This is a genomic window from Streptomyces sp. NPDC093252, from assembly GCF_040683675.1.
Lineage (GTDB): Bacteria > Actinomycetota > Actinomycetes > Streptomycetales > Streptomycetaceae > Streptomyces.
On sequence record NZ_JBFBEM010000003.1, the window covers coordinates 567,091 to 582,534 of the forward strand.

14 protein-coding genes and 1 pseudogene are annotated in these 15,444 nt (G+C 72.8%); 5 read left to right on the forward strand and 10 right to left on the reverse strand.

The features are described 5' to 3' along the window. Window positions 1-19 precede the first annotated feature (19 nt). Window positions 20-598 (forward strand): class I SAM-dependent methyltransferase, encoded by a 579-nt coding sequence (locus AB0O01_RS08560; RefSeq protein WP_365311705.1) that lies wholly within the window; start codon window positions 20-22, stop codon window positions 596-598. 173 nt (window positions 599-771) lie between these two features. Here AB0O01_RS08560 and AB0O01_RS08565 read toward each other — a convergent pair. Continuing rightward, window positions 772-1,065, reverse strand: a pseudogene (locus tag AB0O01_RS08565) (VOC family protein). 245 nt (window positions 1,066-1,310) lie between these two features. Here AB0O01_RS08565 and AB0O01_RS08570 point away from each other — a divergent pair. Both AB0O01_RS08570 and AB0O01_RS08575 read left to right on the forward strand, forming a co-directional pair. Beyond that, window positions 1,311-2,792 (forward strand): FAD-dependent monooxygenase, encoded by a 1,482-nt coding sequence (locus AB0O01_RS08570; RefSeq protein WP_365311706.1) that lies wholly within the window; start codon window positions 1,311-1,313, stop codon window positions 2,790-2,792. A gap of 86 nt (window positions 2,793-2,878) precedes the next feature. After that, entirely contained in the window at window positions 2,879-3,487 is a 609-nt protein-coding gene (locus AB0O01_RS08575) for a DinB family protein (protein WP_365311707.1), read from the forward strand. Window positions 3,488-3,517: 30 nt separating this feature from the next. Here the strand turns inward: AB0O01_RS08575 and AB0O01_RS08580 are convergent, their stop codons facing one another. Then, window positions 3,518-4,024 carry an HAD domain-containing protein gene (locus AB0O01_RS08580; RefSeq protein WP_365311708.1) on the reverse strand — a complete coding sequence of 169 codons (507 nt, stop codon included), beginning with the start codon at window positions 4,022-4,024 and terminating at the stop codon, window positions 3,518-3,520. A gap of 220 nt (window positions 4,025-4,244) precedes the next feature. Here AB0O01_RS08580 and AB0O01_RS08585 point away from each other — a divergent pair, with 220 nt between their 5' ends. Then, window positions 4,245-5,174, forward strand: coding sequence for a nitroreductase/quinone reductase family protein (locus tag AB0O01_RS08585; RefSeq protein ID WP_365311709.1), 930 nt, complete (start codon window positions 4,245-4,247; stop codon window positions 5,172-5,174). A gap of 75 nt (window positions 5,175-5,249) precedes the next feature. Here the strand turns inward: AB0O01_RS08585 and AB0O01_RS08590 are convergent, their stop codons facing one another. From AB0O01_RS08590 to AB0O01_RS08615, 6 genes are all read right to left on the reverse strand, one after another. Beyond that, the gene (locus AB0O01_RS08590; protein ID WP_365311710.1) at window positions 5,250-7,373 is read right to left on the reverse strand and encodes an AAA family ATPase; all 2,124 of its coding nucleotides are present in this window, start codon (window positions 7,371-7,373) and stop codon (window positions 5,250-5,252) included. A 173-nt stretch (window positions 7,374-7,546) separates the two neighbouring features. Then, window positions 7,547-8,164 (reverse strand): TetR family transcriptional regulator, encoded by a 618-nt coding sequence (locus tag AB0O01_RS08595; protein ID WP_365311711.1) that lies wholly within the window; start codon window positions 8,162-8,164, stop codon window positions 7,547-7,549. 9 nt (window positions 8,165-8,173) lie between these two features. After that, window positions 8,174-9,541: a phosphotransferase gene (locus AB0O01_RS08600; protein WP_365311712.1), complete on the reverse strand. Its 1,368-nt coding sequence runs from the start codon at window positions 9,539-9,541 to the stop codon at window positions 8,174-8,176. A 128-nt stretch (window positions 9,542-9,669) separates the two neighbouring features. Continuing rightward, complete coding sequence (locus AB0O01_RS08605; protein ID WP_365311801.1) at window positions 9,670-10,383, reverse strand: HAD-IA family hydrolase; 714 nt, start codon at window positions 10,381-10,383, stop codon at window positions 9,670-9,672. 50 nt (window positions 10,384-10,433) lie between these two features. After that, the gene (locus AB0O01_RS08610; protein WP_365311713.1) at window positions 10,434-11,291 is read right to left on the reverse strand and encodes a GntR family transcriptional regulator; all 858 of its coding nucleotides are present in this window, start codon (window positions 11,289-11,291) and stop codon (window positions 10,434-10,436) included. A 22-nt stretch (window positions 11,292-11,313) separates the two neighbouring features. Next, entirely contained in the window at window positions 11,314-12,186 is an 873-nt protein-coding gene (locus AB0O01_RS08615) for a GntR family transcriptional regulator (protein ID WP_365311802.1), read from the reverse strand. Between the two features lie 265 nt (window positions 12,187-12,451). Between AB0O01_RS08615 and AB0O01_RS08620 the strand changes: the two genes are divergently transcribed. Next, entirely contained in the window at window positions 12,452-12,640 is a 189-nt protein-coding gene (locus AB0O01_RS08620) for a hypothetical protein (RefSeq protein ID WP_365311714.1), read from the forward strand. A 63-nt stretch (window positions 12,641-12,703) separates the two neighbouring features. Here AB0O01_RS08620 and AB0O01_RS08625 read toward each other — a convergent pair whose 3' ends face one another. Both AB0O01_RS08625 and AB0O01_RS08630 read right to left on the reverse strand, forming a co-directional pair. Next, entirely contained in the window at window positions 12,704-13,633 is a 930-nt protein-coding gene (locus AB0O01_RS08625; protein ID WP_365311803.1) for a winged helix-turn-helix domain-containing protein, read from the reverse strand. 436 nt (window positions 13,634-14,069) lie between these two features. Beyond that, entirely contained in the window at window positions 14,070-15,335 is a 1,266-nt protein-coding gene (locus tag AB0O01_RS08630) for a GNAT family N-acetyltransferase (protein WP_365311715.1), read from the reverse strand. Between the last annotated feature and the right edge of the window lie 109 nt (window positions 15,336-15,444).

Genomic DNA, 15,444 nt, shown 5'->3' on the forward strand with positions numbered 1-15,444 from the left:
GCCGCCCCATCATCGGCGGATGGACGACACCCCGGACCGCCCCCCGGTCGCCCTGCCCGCGCTGCGGGCCAAGGCGCGGGACGTGGGCTTCACCAGGTCCTGCGACGACCGCACGGGAAGCCTGCTGGCGGCACTCTCCACCGCGCGGCCCGCGGGGCGGATCCTCGAACTCGGCACCGGCGTCGGGGAGGGCACCGCCTGGCTCCTCGCCGGGATGGACGCCGCCACCCGGCTGACCACCGTCGAACGCGACCCCGCCCTCCAGGCCATCGCCCGGGAGGAACTGGGCGACGATCTCCGGGTGACCTTCGTCCCCGGGGACGGCGGCGCGTGGCTGGACGAGTTCGACGGGGCTCCCTTCGACCTGGTCTTCGCCGACACCCGGCCGGGCAAGTTCACCCACCTCGACCGGGCACTGGACCTCGTGGCTCCCGGCGGGACCTATCTGATCGACGACCTCTCCCCGCGCCCCGACTGGCCGGAGGGCCATGACGTCGCCGTCCGGCACCTGCTAGCCGAACTGGACGCCCGCGAGGACTTCCGGCGCGTCCGGCTGAGCTGGGCGAGCGGCCTGCTGATGGCGGTACGCCGGGCCTGACGGGGATATGCCGGGTCTGACGCCGGTACGCCGGACCTAACCACGCCGGTAGCGGCACGCCCGGTGACAGCGGCACACCGCGCTCGGCAACCGTCCCCGGCGGCCCAGCCCCGGACATCCGCCAGGCCCCCGAGACTCCGGGGCACCGGGACCCCGGGACGCCGAGGCCCCGTTCAGCGCGGGACGATGCAGAAAGGGTGCCCGGCGGGGTCGGTGAGGACCCGGGCCCGGTCGCCGTGCGGCTGGTGGTCCGGTCTGCCCGCGCCCAGCTCCAGCAGCCGCGCCTCGGCCGCGTCCAGGTCCTCGTAGACGTCGAAGCAGAGATGGAGTTGCTGGGGGACGGTCTGGTCGGGCCAGCTCGGTGCGCGGTAGCCCTCGGGTGCGGTTCAAGCCCCGGTGATCCGCTGGTAGAACGCCGCCAGGGCCGGCGGATCGGGGCAGTCGAGCGTGATCGCGGCCAGCCGCATCCGCACCAGCCCTGCCGGGCCGATCGCCTTCACCACCCCCCTTCGACGCCACGCCCTCCGCCCCGCACCCCCGCCCCCTCGACACCCCGCACCCGCATCTCCACGCCCTCCATCCCCATCCCCCACCCCCGCCCCCCGCAAGGCACCCCCCTTGCTTCTTGGTCAGTGACCCAGTTTACTGCGAGAGAGTAAATATGGTCACCGACCAAGAGAAGGATCCCGGTCGGGAGAGGAAGGGCACGCGCATGAGTGAGCAGCATGTCGTCATCGCCGGAGGCGGCCCCGTCGGGCTCTGGCTCGCCACCGAGCTGCGGGCGAACGGCGTCCCCGTCACCGTCGTCGAGCAGCGCACCGAGATCGACGGGCACTCCAAGGCCCTCACCATCCACCCCCGCACCATCGAGGTGCTCGCCTCCCGCGGGGTGCACGAGACGTTCCTCGACGAGGGCGTGCACATACCCAGCGGGCACTTCGCCAACCTCGCCAGCCGGCTCGACTTCCGGTCGCTGGACACCCCGTACCCCTTCACCCTCGCCCTCCCCCAGGCCCGTTCCGAGGAACTCATCGAGCGGTACGCCCTCCGGCTCGGCGCCGACATCCGCCGCGGGCACCGGGTCACCGGGTTCGAGGAGCACGAGGACTCCGTGACCGTACGGGTGGAAGGGCCGGACGGCGCCTACACCCTCGACGCCGCCTACCTCGCCGGGTGCGACGGAACCCGCAGCACCGTCCGCGAGGCCGCCGGTATCGACTTCCCCGGCACCCCCTCCACCGTCCTCGGCTGGATGGGCGATGTCGCCCTCGACAACGCCCCGCCCCTCGGTTTCAACCGGTTCAACAGCGAGGGCGGCCTGATGATCGCCCCGCTGCCCGGCAACCGCTGGCGGGTCGTCGGCACCTGTCCCGACGGGCTGACCACCGAGTGGCCCGGCGATCTCACCATGGCGGAGATGCGGGCCAAGACCATCGCCATCACCGGCGAGGACTTCGGGATGCGCGACCCCTCCTGGCTCTCCCGCTTCGGCAACACCACCCGCCTCGCCACCGACTACCGGCGCGGACGCGTCCTGCTCGCCGGTGACGCCGCCCACCAGCACTTCCCCACCGGCGGCGTCGGTATGAACGTCGGTATCCAGGACGCCCACAACCTCGGCTGGAAACTCGCCGCCACCCTCGGCGGCTGGGCCCCCGCCGGTCTCCTCGACACCTACCACGCCGAACGCCACCCGGTCGGCGCCCAGCTCGAAGAGCACAGCAGCGCCCAGACCCATCTGCTGACCAGCTTCACCCCGCAGGGCCTCGCCGCCCGCTCCCTGTTCAGCTCGCTGATCCGCTCCGTACCGGAGCTGGCCGAGCAGCTCGCCCTGCGGCTCACCGCCCTCGGCGTCCACTACGGCGGCCCCGGCGCCGACGCCCACCCGGTCACCGGCAGCCGCGCCCCCGACCTCGCCTTCGGCGGCAGCGGCGGCGACACCCTGTTCGGGCTGCTGCGCGCGGACGCGTATCTGCTGGCCGACCTCACCGACGGCGGTGTCCTCGCCGACCGCGCCCAGGAGCGGATCCGGGTGCACGGCGGCGCGACCCCCGGCGACCGGGAGACGTGGTCCGGCGTCCGCGCCGCGCTGATCCGCCCCGACGGCCATGTCGCTCACGCCTGGACCGAGCCCGACGACGACAAGCTGGCCGCCACCGTGGACGAGACCCTCGCCACCACCCTCGGCCGCTAGCCGCACCGGGAGGGGGGCGCGACAGGGACCGCCCCCCTCCCGGGGCACCCCTTACGCCCCGGCCCCACCAGGGCAAGGATGACCCCATGACGACGACCACCACCACGCCCCGCGACGACCTCCACCGCTATCTCCAGTCCGCCCGCGAGGCCGTGCTCTGGAAGCTCGACGGGCTCGGCGAGTACGACGTCCGGCGGCCCCTCACCCCGACCGGCACCAATCTGCTGGGCCTGGTGAAGCATCTGGCCGGGGTGGAGCTGGGCTATCTCGGCGTCGCCTTCGGCCGCCCGCACGGCGAGGACCTGCCCTGGCTGCTGGACGCGGGCACCACCAACGGCGACATGTGGGCCACCGCCGATCAGTCGCGCGAGGACATCGTCGGGCTGTACCGGCGGGCCTGGGACCATGCCGACGCCACCCTCGACGCGCTGCCGCTGGACACCGTCGGCACCGTGCCCTGGTGGCCCGCCGACCGGGCACGGCTCACCCTGCACCACGCCGCGGTCCGGGTGATCGCCGACACCGACCGCCACGCCGGCCAGGCCGACATCCTGCGCGAACTCCTCGACGGCAAGGTCGGCATGGCCGAGTCCAACAGCAGCATGACCGACGGCGACGAGACCTGGTGGGCCGAGTACCGGGAACGGCTGGAGCGCACGGCCCGCCAGGCGGCGGACCACCACCCCGACGCCTAGATCGGCCTCACCCGCCCCCACCCCTGTCCCTCACCTCTCCAGCCACTCCCGTACGGCGGTGAAGTCGGCCGGGGTCAGGGCACTCCGGTGATCCACCCGGTGCAGCAGGGCCGGGCCGGGGTGGTGGGCGCGGACCCAGGCGTGGTCGGCGGCGGTGATCTCGTCGTCCAGCCAGACGAAGGCACGGCCGGCCGCGTGGGCGACCAGCGGCCGGGTCTTCCAGTGCACGCCCCGGGCGGGCCCCGCCGCCCCAGCAGCGTCCTCCCCCTCCCCCTCTCCCTCCGGCCAGTCCAGGAGGGGCAGCGGGGGCAGGCCCAGCCAGGGGGAGATCACCTCGTTGGCGTCGTCCAGCCAGGTCGTGGCCCACACCAGGACGCAGTCCAGGGCGCGCAGCCGGTGGCCGAGGGCGGGGTCGATGCGCGTGAGCAGCGGATGGGCGGCCGGATCCGTACCGCCGGACTCGTACACCGGATACGGTCCCGGCCCTCCGAACGGCAGCAGCGTGCCGTCGACGTCGAGGAACAGCAGTGGGCGCACGGAAACCACGTTGCCGCACCCGGGCCGCCGCCGCTACTGTCGCGCGTATGACTGCCGGGTCGGCCTTGTGCCACGAGAGAGTTGGGTGCCCGGCCTCTGAGTGAGGCGGGCGCGGGCCAGAGGTCCGCCGTTTCCTCTCTTCACCTCCACCGTCGTACGGCGGGACGACATCCGCCGTGAGCGTCCGGGGAAACCGAGGAGAAGGAGACCACACCCCAGCATGTCCCACGACAACGACATCGCACCGAATCAGCACCCCGTCGACTTCAATCAGCAGGTCATCGATGAGTTCCGCGCCCATCACGGCCGCGTCGGCGGGTATTTCGAGAACGCCCGGCTGATCCTGCTCACCACCACCGGTGCCCGCAGCGGCGCCCCGCACACCACCCCCGTCGGCTATCTCCACGACGGCGACGGCCGGATCCTGGTGATCGCCAGCGCGGGGGGCGCGCCCCGGCACCCGGCCTGGTTCCACAATCTGGTCGCCCGTCCCCGGGTGACCGTCGAGAGCGGGGCCTTCACCTACGAGGCCGACGCGACCGTCCTCACCGGCGAGGAGCGGGCGCGGGCGTGGGCGCGGGCGGTGGAGAGCGAGCCGGGTTGGGCCGAGTATCAGCGCGGGACGGACCGGCTGATCCCGGTGGTCGCCCTCCGGGAGGTCCCGCCGGAGGGGCCACCGCAGATCAACGCCTCCTCGCCCGGCGAGGCGATCAAGGTCGTGCACGACGCCTTCCGCCATGAACTCTCCCTTCTCCGCGAGGAACTGAAGGAGCCGAAGGAACCGAAGGAAGCGAAAGCAACGAAAGAAAGGAAGGAGCCGGGGGAGGCCGACGGCACCTCCGGTACGGCGCTGGGCGCACAGCTCCGCGTCAACTGCCTCACCTTCTGCCACGGGCTGCACAACCACCACACCGGCGAGGACCTCGCCCTCTTCCCCTTCCTCGCCGACCGCCATCCCGAGGCGGCCCCGGCGCTGGCGCGGCTGCGCGAGGAGCACGAGCGGATAGCGGAGCTGGTGGAGGAACTGCGGGCGGTGCTCACCGAGGAGGGCCCGCGGGCGGCCGTCCGCGCGGAGGTCGAGCGGCTGACGGCGGAGCTGGAGGCCCATCTGGCCTACGAGGAGGAGCAGTTGCTCCCCCTGCTCGGCTGATCCCCCTGCTCGGCTGACCCCCGGCACGGGAGACCGACCGCTGTGCGGCGGCCGGGCCCCGGTGGCGCGCGGCCCTCAGAACGGCAGCGGTCTCCCGTGCACCACGTCCAGCCGGGAGACCGCCCGGGTGAGCACCACATACAGCCGGTGCAGCCCGCGCTCCTCCGCCGCCGCGATCGACGCGGGCTCGACGGCGACGACATGGTCGTACTCCAGCCCTTTCACCACACCCGCCGGAACCACCGCCACCCGCACACCCCCCTCCCCATCTCCATCCCCCTCCCCATCTCCCTCCCCCGTCACCGCGATCCCGCCCCCGGTCAGCGCCTCCCGCACCCACCCCAGGTCCCCGTCGGCGGCGATCACCCCCACCGACCCCTCCCGCTCCAGCGCCTCCCGGACGGCCGTCAGCACCAGCCCCGGCAGCTCCCCGGCCGTCGCCGCCCGGCGCAGCCGCAGTTCGCCGTCGGTGCGCAGCGAACGCCCCGCCGGTACCTCGACGTCGAGCCGCGCGAGCAGCCGGTTGGCCAGGCCGAGGACCGCTTCGGGGACCCGGAACCCCGTGGTCAGCGCCACCACGGCGGCGTCCGGCCGGCCGAGGTGGCGCAGGCTGGCGGCCCAGGAGCGGGCAGCCCACGGGGTGGTGCCCTGGGCGAGATCACCGAGCACGGTCAGCGAGCCGAACCGGGACCGGCGGGCGATGGCCCGGCACTCCATCGGGGAGAGGTCCTGCGCCTCGTCGACGACGACATGGCCGTACCCCTCCGGGTGGGCGATCAGGCCCGCCACCTCGTCCAGCAGCACCAGATCGGCCGCCGACCAGCGCGCCGAGCGCCAGGACCGGGGCGGCCGGGCCCAGCCGAGGGCCGCGCACTCCGCCGCGTCCAGCAGTCCGCCCGCCGCCCGCGCGAGCGCCTCCGGGTCGCCGAGCAGCCCGGCGACCACCTCCTCGGCCCGCACCCGGGGCCAGACGGTGTCGAGGTACGGGGTGAGCGCCCGGGAGACGCTCCGCACCCAGGTGTGCGGCCGGGGCCCCGAACGGCGCTCGGCGCGCACCCGGATCCGCTCCAGCAGCCGGGTCCGCACCCGCTCCCGCCCGGTCCCGTACGGCGGGTCCTCGGCCAGCACCCCGGCGACCACCGCGGCGGCCTCCTCCGCCGCCACCCGCCACCGGTACGACCCGTCCGGCACGGTGAGCGGCTCGCCCCCGGCACCCCGCGCGTCGACGCGCCCGTACAGCGCCCGGCGCAGCACCTCCGCCATCCGGGCGTCGTGCTTGAGGAGGGCGGCGCGGGGCGGATCGGCGCCGGGGCGCCGCCCGGGAATCGCCAGGTCCTCCCGGAGGGCCTCGTGAAGGGTGGACTGCTCGACGCCGGTCTCACCGAGGGCGGGCAGCACGGCGGCGATGTAGCGCAGGAAGGCGCGGTGGGGGCCGAGGATCAGGAGCCCGCCGCGCCGGACGCGCTGGGGGTGGGTGTAGAGGAGATAGGCGGCGCGGTGCAGCCCGACGGCGGTCTTCCCGGTCCCCGGAGCGCCCTGCACGCACACCGAGAGGGCGAGATCGCCCCGTACGAGATCGTCCTGGTCGGGCTGGATGGTGGCGGCGATGTCCCGCATGGGGCCGACGCGGGGCCGCTCGATCTCCCGGGCGACCAGCGCGCTGAGCCCCCCGCTCCCACCCTCCAGCGGCTCGTCCTCCAGGGACGTCAGATCGGCGGAGTCCCCCCGGCTGCCGGGTGCCCAGCCGAACCGGCGGCGCACGGCGACGCCCTGCGGATCGGCGGGACCGGCCTGGTAGAAGGCGCGGGAGACGGGCGCCCGCCAGTCGACGACGAGGGGCGGGTCGGCGGGCCGCTCGCTGATCCGGAGCCGCCCGATGTGCAGCGCGGGACGGTCGCCGTCGGCGGCGCGGAAGTCCAGCCGCCCGAAGAACAGCGGCCCCTCGGGCAGCTCCCGCAGCTCCTTGGCCCGGCTGCGCAACCGATAGCCGAGCACCTCGGCGTCGGCCCCGGAGGCGGAGGCGTCGGCCCCGATGACCACCTGCTCGTCGGCCCCGTCGACCATGGCGGCGAGGGCGGCCCGGCACAGCTCGTGATGGGCACGCTCCTGAACCAGGGCGAGGCGGGCGGTCCCCGGACGGGGATCGGAATCGGAGGCACAGCCGGGATCGGGATCTGGGTCGGGATCGGAAGCCGTCATGGGCCAAGCCTACCCAAAAAAACGAAACCGAGTTACATTTTTGACCGAGCCTCGCGATTCAGCAGGGACGGCGGACGACGGACGACCGTCCGGCCGTCCGGCCGTCCGACCAGCCGACCAGCCGACCAGCCGACCAGCCAGCGAGCCAGCGAGCCAGCCACAGAGGCCAACCCCTACCCCAGAAGCCTCGCCACCCCACCCTCCAACCCGTCGAACGCCCGCCCGGCGGCAACCACCGCGTCCGCCTTCACCACCTCCACCGCCTCCCCACCGGCGATCCGCCGCCAGTTCTCCAGCGCGAGAATCCGCTGGACGGCGATGATCTGCCCGGCCGCGAGCCGTGCGTCCAGATCCCCGCCGAGCGCCTCGGCGAGCGCGGCCTCCGACCGCTCCAGATGCGCCTGCGCCCGCGCGACCAGGGACGGGGTCCCATAGAGCAGGGCGTGGAAGGCGAGCACCTGGGGATGCGCGTTCAGCCCGGTCACCGGGTCCTCCCGCTCCAGCCCCGCCAGAAAGTGCCGCCGCAGCGCCGCGATCGGCGTCGGCCCCTCCCCGACGACCCGCGCGGCCTCCCCCTCGTGATCGGCGATCCGGTACAGCACCAGATCCTCCTTGGCCGGGAAGTACCGGAACAGCGTCGGCTTGGAGATCTCCGCCGCCGCGGCCACCTCGGCGACGGACACCGCGTCGAACCCCCGCTCCAGGAACAACCGGATCGCGGTCTCCGAGACGGTCTCGTACATCCGCCGCTTCTTGCGCTCCCGCAGCCCACCGCCGGCACTGTCAGTCATGGGGAGAGCCTACGCAGGGCGGGAGGCCGACCGACCGGGCAGCGGCGTGCGCTCCGGGAGGTCGGCGGGGACCCGGGTCCGCTCCGCAAGGTCTGCCGGAACCGGCAACCGTCCCGGAAGGTCTGCCGGGACCGGCGTCCGCTCCGGGCGAAGGGTCCCGCCGGACGCCGCCGCGGGCATCGCGTCGATGCCCCGCGGCTGGTCGGCGTCCGCGCACCAGCCGGGTCCGGTCCCGGGTCCGGTCGCGGTGGCTGGGGCGTCCGGCGGGGTACGGGGCCAGGTGGCCAGATCGCGTGCGTGCCACTCGCGCAGGGCGGCTGCCGCCGTCGCCGGGTCGGCCGGGGCGTCGGGGTGGCCCAGCGGCTCCCGGGCCCGCTCCAGCGCCCCGCAGATCCGCAGCGCCGCGTCGGCGTAGTGCTCGGGACCGGCCTCGTCGGGCAGGGCGAGGGCGGCGCGCATCACATCGGGGAACACGGACTGGACGTACTCGAAGCCCAGATAGGTGGCGAGGTCGGGGTCCAGGGCGGCCGTCAGTTCCGGGCGGCCCGCCCGGCGCATCGCGTCCGCCCAGAGGTCGACGGCGAGTTTGCGCTCCCCCTCGTCGTAGCCCATGCGCACCACATGGGTCGCGAGGTCGTGCAGGGGGTCGCCGAAGAGGCTGAGTTCCCAGTCCAGCAGGGTGAGCCGCTCGCCTTCCGGGGTCGGGGTGACGATCACGTTCGCCCGGTGGACATCGGTGTGCAGCAGGATGAAGGGGCGGCGGGTGAGTGCCGGGCGGGTGGCGAGGAAGTCACCGACGATGCCGGGCCGGACTCCCAGGGCGGCGAACAGCGCGCCGAAGCGGCCGAGGTTGTGGCGGTGGACGCGGTGGTCGGCGAAGTGGGCCAGCCGGTGCAGGAATCCGGCGCTGTCACCGTCCTCCGGCCAGTCGGCGGGCAGCGCGGGCAGTTCCTCGGCCGGGACGGTGGCCAGCTTGGCGAAGAGGCCGGCCAGTTCGGCGATCCGGGCGACGCCGAGCGGCCGGTCGGCGGGCTCCTCGGACAGGGGCCGCCCGGTGACATAGGCGTGCAGAGACCATTCTCCAAAGTCCCAGAGGCAGCGCGGCACATCGTCGAGCCGCGCGCTCACCACCCGCAGCACCTCGGACTCCCGCCAGATCCGGGGCACCACCTCGACCGTCTCCAGCGGCATCCGGAACTTGGCCCGGACCTGGCCGGAATCCATCCCCAGCAGATAGGCCAGCGGCTGGCCCAGCGGAAGGATGTGATTGCTGTTGTGGTGGCCGACCACCACGTCCCCGGCGGCACGGGCGCGACGGCGCCCCGCGAAGTAGCGCACCAGCGCGTGACGCGCCGGATGGGGCTGGTGGTGCTGCATGGACGCAGAGCGTACCTCCCGGGGTGATCGTTCTCACGTTTGCCCAAAATCTGGACAGGGACGGAGAAACGCCCAGGCCACCGCCCAGGCCACGCCCCGGCCATTCCCCGGCCATTCCCAGGCCACCCCTAGACCGTCCCCCTCACCGCGGCCAGCAGCGGTTCCAGTGTGGGCAGGATGTCCCGCTCCGGCACCCCGGCGGCCCGCATCCGCCACACCGCCCGCTCGCTGCTCGCATAGCCGAGAAAGGGGACTTCGGCGCTGCGGGCGGCGTAGTAGTCGGTGTCGCTGTCCCCGATCATCAGCGCGCTCCCGCCCGCCGCCCCCAGCGCGCGCAGGGCCCGCCGCAGTGCGTGCGGGTGCGGCTTGAGCAGATGGAGTTCTCCGGTACGTCCATAGATGTGCGGGGCGAAACAGGACAGCAGATCGCGGCCCTTGAGGTACTCCTCGACCGTGCGGGCCGAGTTGTTGGTCACGATGGCGAGTTGGGCGCCGCGCGCCAGCCAGGTGCGGATCAGCGGGTCCGCGTACGGGGTGGGCCAGGCGCTCCGGGCCGCCTCCAGCTCCCGCAGGGTGAGGTGTTCTTCGAGGTCGAGGACCAGATCGGTGCCGGGATGCCGGGCGGCGACCCCGCTGAGCACCCCGTGCGGATCGGCGCTGTGCAGTTCCGCCTCGTTCAGCAGACTCACCAGGCCGCGCGCCCGCAGCCATTCCACCTGGGCTCTGGCGATGTCCGAGGCCGGGTGACCGGCGAACAACCGGCAGATCGGCCCGTCGAAATCGAACAGGACATGCCGTGTGCTCGCGACCAGTTGTGCAAGTTCCTCAGCATCTCGCGCCACCAGATCCGTCCGTCCCGTCTCAGGAGTCACCAGCCGAGTGTCTGCCTCGGTCAGCTCGATTCCCAGAGCGCGTCGAAGCAATTCTGGGTGTCCTCGACGATCGCCGCGTCCTGGCCGCCCCGGTCGTGCCGGAACTCGAACAGCGAGGAGCTGAATCCGCCGACGTCGAACACCTCGAAGGGCGGGGTGTCCGGCAGATCCTCGTAGAGCCTGGTGCCCACCTGGTAGTTGCCCTGGATCACCAGGCTGCCGTTGAGCACGTACTGCTTGACGGTGGGAACGAACGGGAGAGATTTGAAGGCCACCCGCGCGTCCACGCCGTATCCCCCCATGACCGAGGTCAGATAGAACTCCATGACCTGCTTCTGATCATTGATCTGCTGCCGCAGCCGGTCCCGGACCGGTTCCCGCATCCCCGCCGCCGCCCGCTCCACCGGCCGCGGATAAGGCAACTCCACCCCCTCCCCCGGCAGCAGGCACCGCACCTCCACCTTCTCCGGGCGCACCTCCCCGCGCCCCACCGCCGTGCACATCTCGCCGATGGCCCACAGGAGGGTCTCCGCGGTGAAGCACAGGGCGTCTATCCGTACCCGCGGGGAGCGGAACGCCTCGGCGAGGTAGGAGATGAGGACCACCCGGGCCGCCCGGGAGCGGTCGGGGTCGGTGCGGGACTCGGCGATCCGGGGCGGGCTGCCCTTGCTGACATGGGTGAGCAGACCGTCGTCCTGGAGAGCGCGCAGCGCCTGGCGGATCGTGCCGCGCTCCACACCGAACTCCTCCACCAGGTCCGCCTGGGTGGGCAGCCGGTCGCCCGCCTTCAGTTCGCCGGCCCGGATCCGTTCCCGGAGCGCGTCGGCGATCTCCCGGGCGGTCGTGCGGCCGGCGTCGGTGCTGTCGTGCTCGTTCACTGTGGTGCTCCTGGGGCCCGGGTCAGCCGAGGGTCAGATCTGTGGTGATGGTTTCCCAGAGGGCGTCGAACCATTTCTGGGACTCGGCGACGAACGCCGTGTCCCGCTGGCCCGTCCGTGCCAGGAAGGAGAAGAGGACCGCGTCGGGGCCGACGGTGTCGTACAGCTCCAGGGTCCCGCTGTCGGTGGCCGCCTCGCGCCGGGTGATCGTGTAGTAGGAGAGCAGTGCCTCGGCCTCGTTGAAGAGGAACAGTTTCAGGGGCGGGGTGAAGGGCAGGGCGCGGAAGCGGACGGTGACGTCGATGCCGTGCGAGCCGCGCAGGGAGCGCAGATTGTGCCGCAGGACATGCCCCTGCGCGTTGCGCTGGGCGAGCCACTGCCGGTGCACGGACTCGTCGTCCCCGGTGACCGGCGCCGGAAACGCCAGGTCGATGTGGCGGGACGGCAGCAGCAGCCGTACGTCGATGGATTCCGGGCGCAGTTCGCCCGCGTGGATCCGGCGGAGCGGCTCGCCCAGGGCGAGGATCAGGGTCTCGGCGGTGAGGCAGACCGCGTCGATCCTGACCTGTGGCGCGGTGAACGCCTCCATCAGCCTCGGGGCCAGCCCGACGGCCGTCGGCCGGGGTTCGTCACCGGGGGACTCCGGGCGGGCGATCCGGGGCGGGCTGCCCTTGCTGACATGGGTGAGCAGACCGTCGTCCTGGAGGGCGCGCAGCGCCTGGCGGATCGTGCCGCGCTCCACACCGAACTCGTCGGCGAGTTCGGCCTGGGTGGGCAGCCGGTCACCGGCCTTCAGCACACCGCGCTGGATGCGCTCGCGCAGGATGCCGGCGATCTCCTGGGCGGTACGCCTTCTGCTGCCGTTCACTGCCACGTTCTCCTGGGTCACGACCAAACGGTACAACTCGGGGATGGATGGTGGGAGTTGCAGGAAAGTTGTTTATGACTCACTGCCAAGTGGGGACAACCATTGCAGAGTTGGTTACCAACTTGATGGAGTTGGCGGAAGCTTTGCCTCCCGCCGTCCCGCATCCTCCCGCACCTTTCCCGCTTTCCCCACCTTCCCCACCTTTCCCCTCTCCTGTGCCTTCCCCGGACTTTCTCGCACCTTCCCGCCCCGTGCCCGACCCGCCGCCCCGGCTGCCCGAAGGGGGATCACCATGCCAGTCCTCGCCCTCCTCTCCGCCGTCTTCGTCATCGGGTTGCAGCAGTTGGTCCAGTGGAAATACGGCGCCACGGGCATCGTCGGGCTGCTGCTGCTCAGCATCGGCCTCAAGGCCAAGAGCCCGGCCATCACCTCGGCCGGCGCGGTGCTGCTCGCCCTGCTGGTCACCGGCCCGGCGATGTGACCGGCGGCGGTCCCGCCTCCGGAGCCCGCCCCGGGAGCCGCCCCGGGAGCCGGTCGGCTCGGCTCAGGTCGTCAGCAGCAGATCGGAGCTGATCGTCTCCCACAACGCGTCGAACCACACGCCCGACTGCTCCACGAACGTCGCGTCCCGCCGGTCGTCCTCCCGGTCGAAGGCGAACAGCATCGACCGGGTGCCCTCGGCGTCGTACATCTCCAACTGCTCCTGCCCGACCTCCTCCTCGCGCCGCGTCAGCGTGTAGTACGCGAAGAGCGCCTCCCGCCCGTTGAGCAGATACAGCTTCACCGGCGGGGTGAAGGGCAGGGCCCGGAACGAGACGCCCACCTCGATCCCGTGCGTCGCGCGCAGCGCCAGCAGATTGTGCCGCAGCACCTGCCCCTGCGCGTTGCGCTGCGCCAGCCAGCCGCGGTGCACCGGATCGTCCTCCCCCCGCTGATCCACCCGGCGCGGAAAGGCCAGGTCGATATCGCGCGAGGGCAGCAGCACCCGCACATCGACCTTGGCCGGTTTCAGCTCCCCGGCGTGGATCCGGCGCAGCGGCTCGCCGATCGCCAGGGTCAGCGAGATGGAGGTCAGGCAGAGCGCGTCGATCTCCACATGCGGCACCGCGAACGCCTCCGCGATCCTCGGCGCCAGCGCCACCGTCGTGGGCAGCGGCGCGGCCGACGGGCCGCTCGGCAGCCGACCCGGGTCCGGGGCCACGGTCGCCGGGCTGCCCTTGGAGACATTGGTCAGCAGCCGCTCCGCCTGGAGCAGCCGCAGCGCCTGCCGGACGGCCCCGCGCTCGACGCCGAACTCCGCCGCCAACCGGGCCTGGGTGGGCATGCGCTGGCCCGGCCGCAGCTCCCCGGACCTGATCCGGGCGCGCAGCACCTCGGCGACCTCGCGGTGTGTCGGATGGGGCCCCGGGGGCCGAGGGGACCGCAGAGGCCGGTTCCCCCCAGTGACGGAGGCGTGTTCCGCGTCCACAACCAAAACAGTACAACTTCCCGCCATCTTCAGACAGTTCAAGAGGAGGTGGTTATGAGACGATCCAAGCGGAGATAACTACAGAGAAGTTGGTCACCAACTTCCACAACATGGTCAGACTCCCAGGAGGTTGGCCATCAGAAGCCGGCAGTCCGGCTGACCGGGCTCTCATCCGGAGGGGAGCCGGGAGTCCGGCCAGTCGCAGGCACAGCACGGCGCGGACAGCCACAACTGAAAACACCGCAGGTCACGGCACAGCCACAACTCCATACAGCTCAGCCACAACCGAATCCGCACAGCCACAACCGAACAGCACCAGCACGCTACGGATGCGTGAGTCAGTCAGCCATTGAATTCAGTGAGCCCCATCGTCCCCGGGAGGAGATCCCAGGAGGAGTCCCCGGGAGGAGACCCCAGGGGGACCGGGGGGGGAGAGGAGGTCTCAGAAAATGTCCGGGCACCAAGGCCGCCTGGACGTACGCAGCAGGGCGTCGGCCTTCCGGGCGGCGCCCGCTCGTTCTTCCCGGACCCGGCCGAGCGCGGCCAGCCGCACCGCCGAGCCGTCGCCGAGCCACAGCGCGCCCAGCGTGCCGAGGTCCAGGGCGAGATCGGCGCTCTCGGTGGTCGGCGCGCAGGACGCCCCGTCCGGGGACGCCTCCAGCCGGTACCGCCCGGCGCCGCCCAGCCCGGACGCGTCGGCGAGATCGAGCACCAGCGTGCCCTCGCCGCCGTAGGTCCGCGCCTCCAGGGCCCGGACGACGTCCAGGATCCGCACCCAGAGCCAGTCGGCGTGACTGGTGAGCAGGGCGGCGCGCGGGTCGGGCAGGAGGTCGGGGAGCAGATCGTCGGGGGCGCGGTTGCCGGACTTGACGGCGGTGATCCAGTCGATCGAGCAGAGGTAGTGCCACAGGGCGCGCTCGGCGGCCGGGGTGAGGGCGATCAGGTCCCGCACGGTCGCCGTGTCCTGCGGCTGCTTGCGCTCCCCCCAGACATCGTCGGCGGTGTAGGCGACGTACCCCTCGACCTCGCCGCCCGCCGAGCGGTACACGGCGTAGAAGGGCTCGGTCCAGGGCGCCCGTTCCAGCAGGACGGCACCGGTCGCCACATTCCACCAGCGTTCGTCGCGGTTGATGACGCCGTGCCGGACGCGGCTCAGCCGCTCGTGCAGTTCGGGGCCCAGCTTGCGGAGGTCCTCGCCGTCGACCAGGTCGATCCGCCCGCCGTCGGACGGCGACGGCACCGGGCGCCGCCGGTCGAGCCCGGAGCGGGCCACGTCGACGGTCCAGTGCGCGGTGGTGACGGCCGGGCCGAAGCCGTACCGCCCGTAGATCGGGTACTCGGCGGCGATGAGGGTGGCGACGATCTCGCCGCGCTCCCGGGCGGCGGCCAGGTCGTGGCGCATCATCCGGGTCAGGATGCCCCGGCGGCGATGGGTGGGGCTGACGGTGACGTTGGAGATGGCGTCGGCGGCGACGGTCCGTCCGCCGACCGCGGTGAGCCGCTGCGGGAAGGACCGGAAGGTCGCCACACACCGCCCGCCGTCGAAGGCGCCGAGGGTACGGTCCGGGTCCACGTACGACCCCCGGTCCGCGGCCTCCGCCTCGGACACCGTCGGGGTGCGCAGAAACCCGGTGTTCAGCGCGCGGCTCCACTCCGCGACCTCGGCACGGGCGATCGGACGGACGGTGATGTCGTCGCTGGGGGTCATGGGCCCACGGTAGAGGGCGGGCGCGGGCGCGGTCACCGGGTTTTGTCCCGGCCCCGGCGGCGAACCCCCGGCCGACCTGCACGTCTCCGATACCCCCGCCGGCCCATCG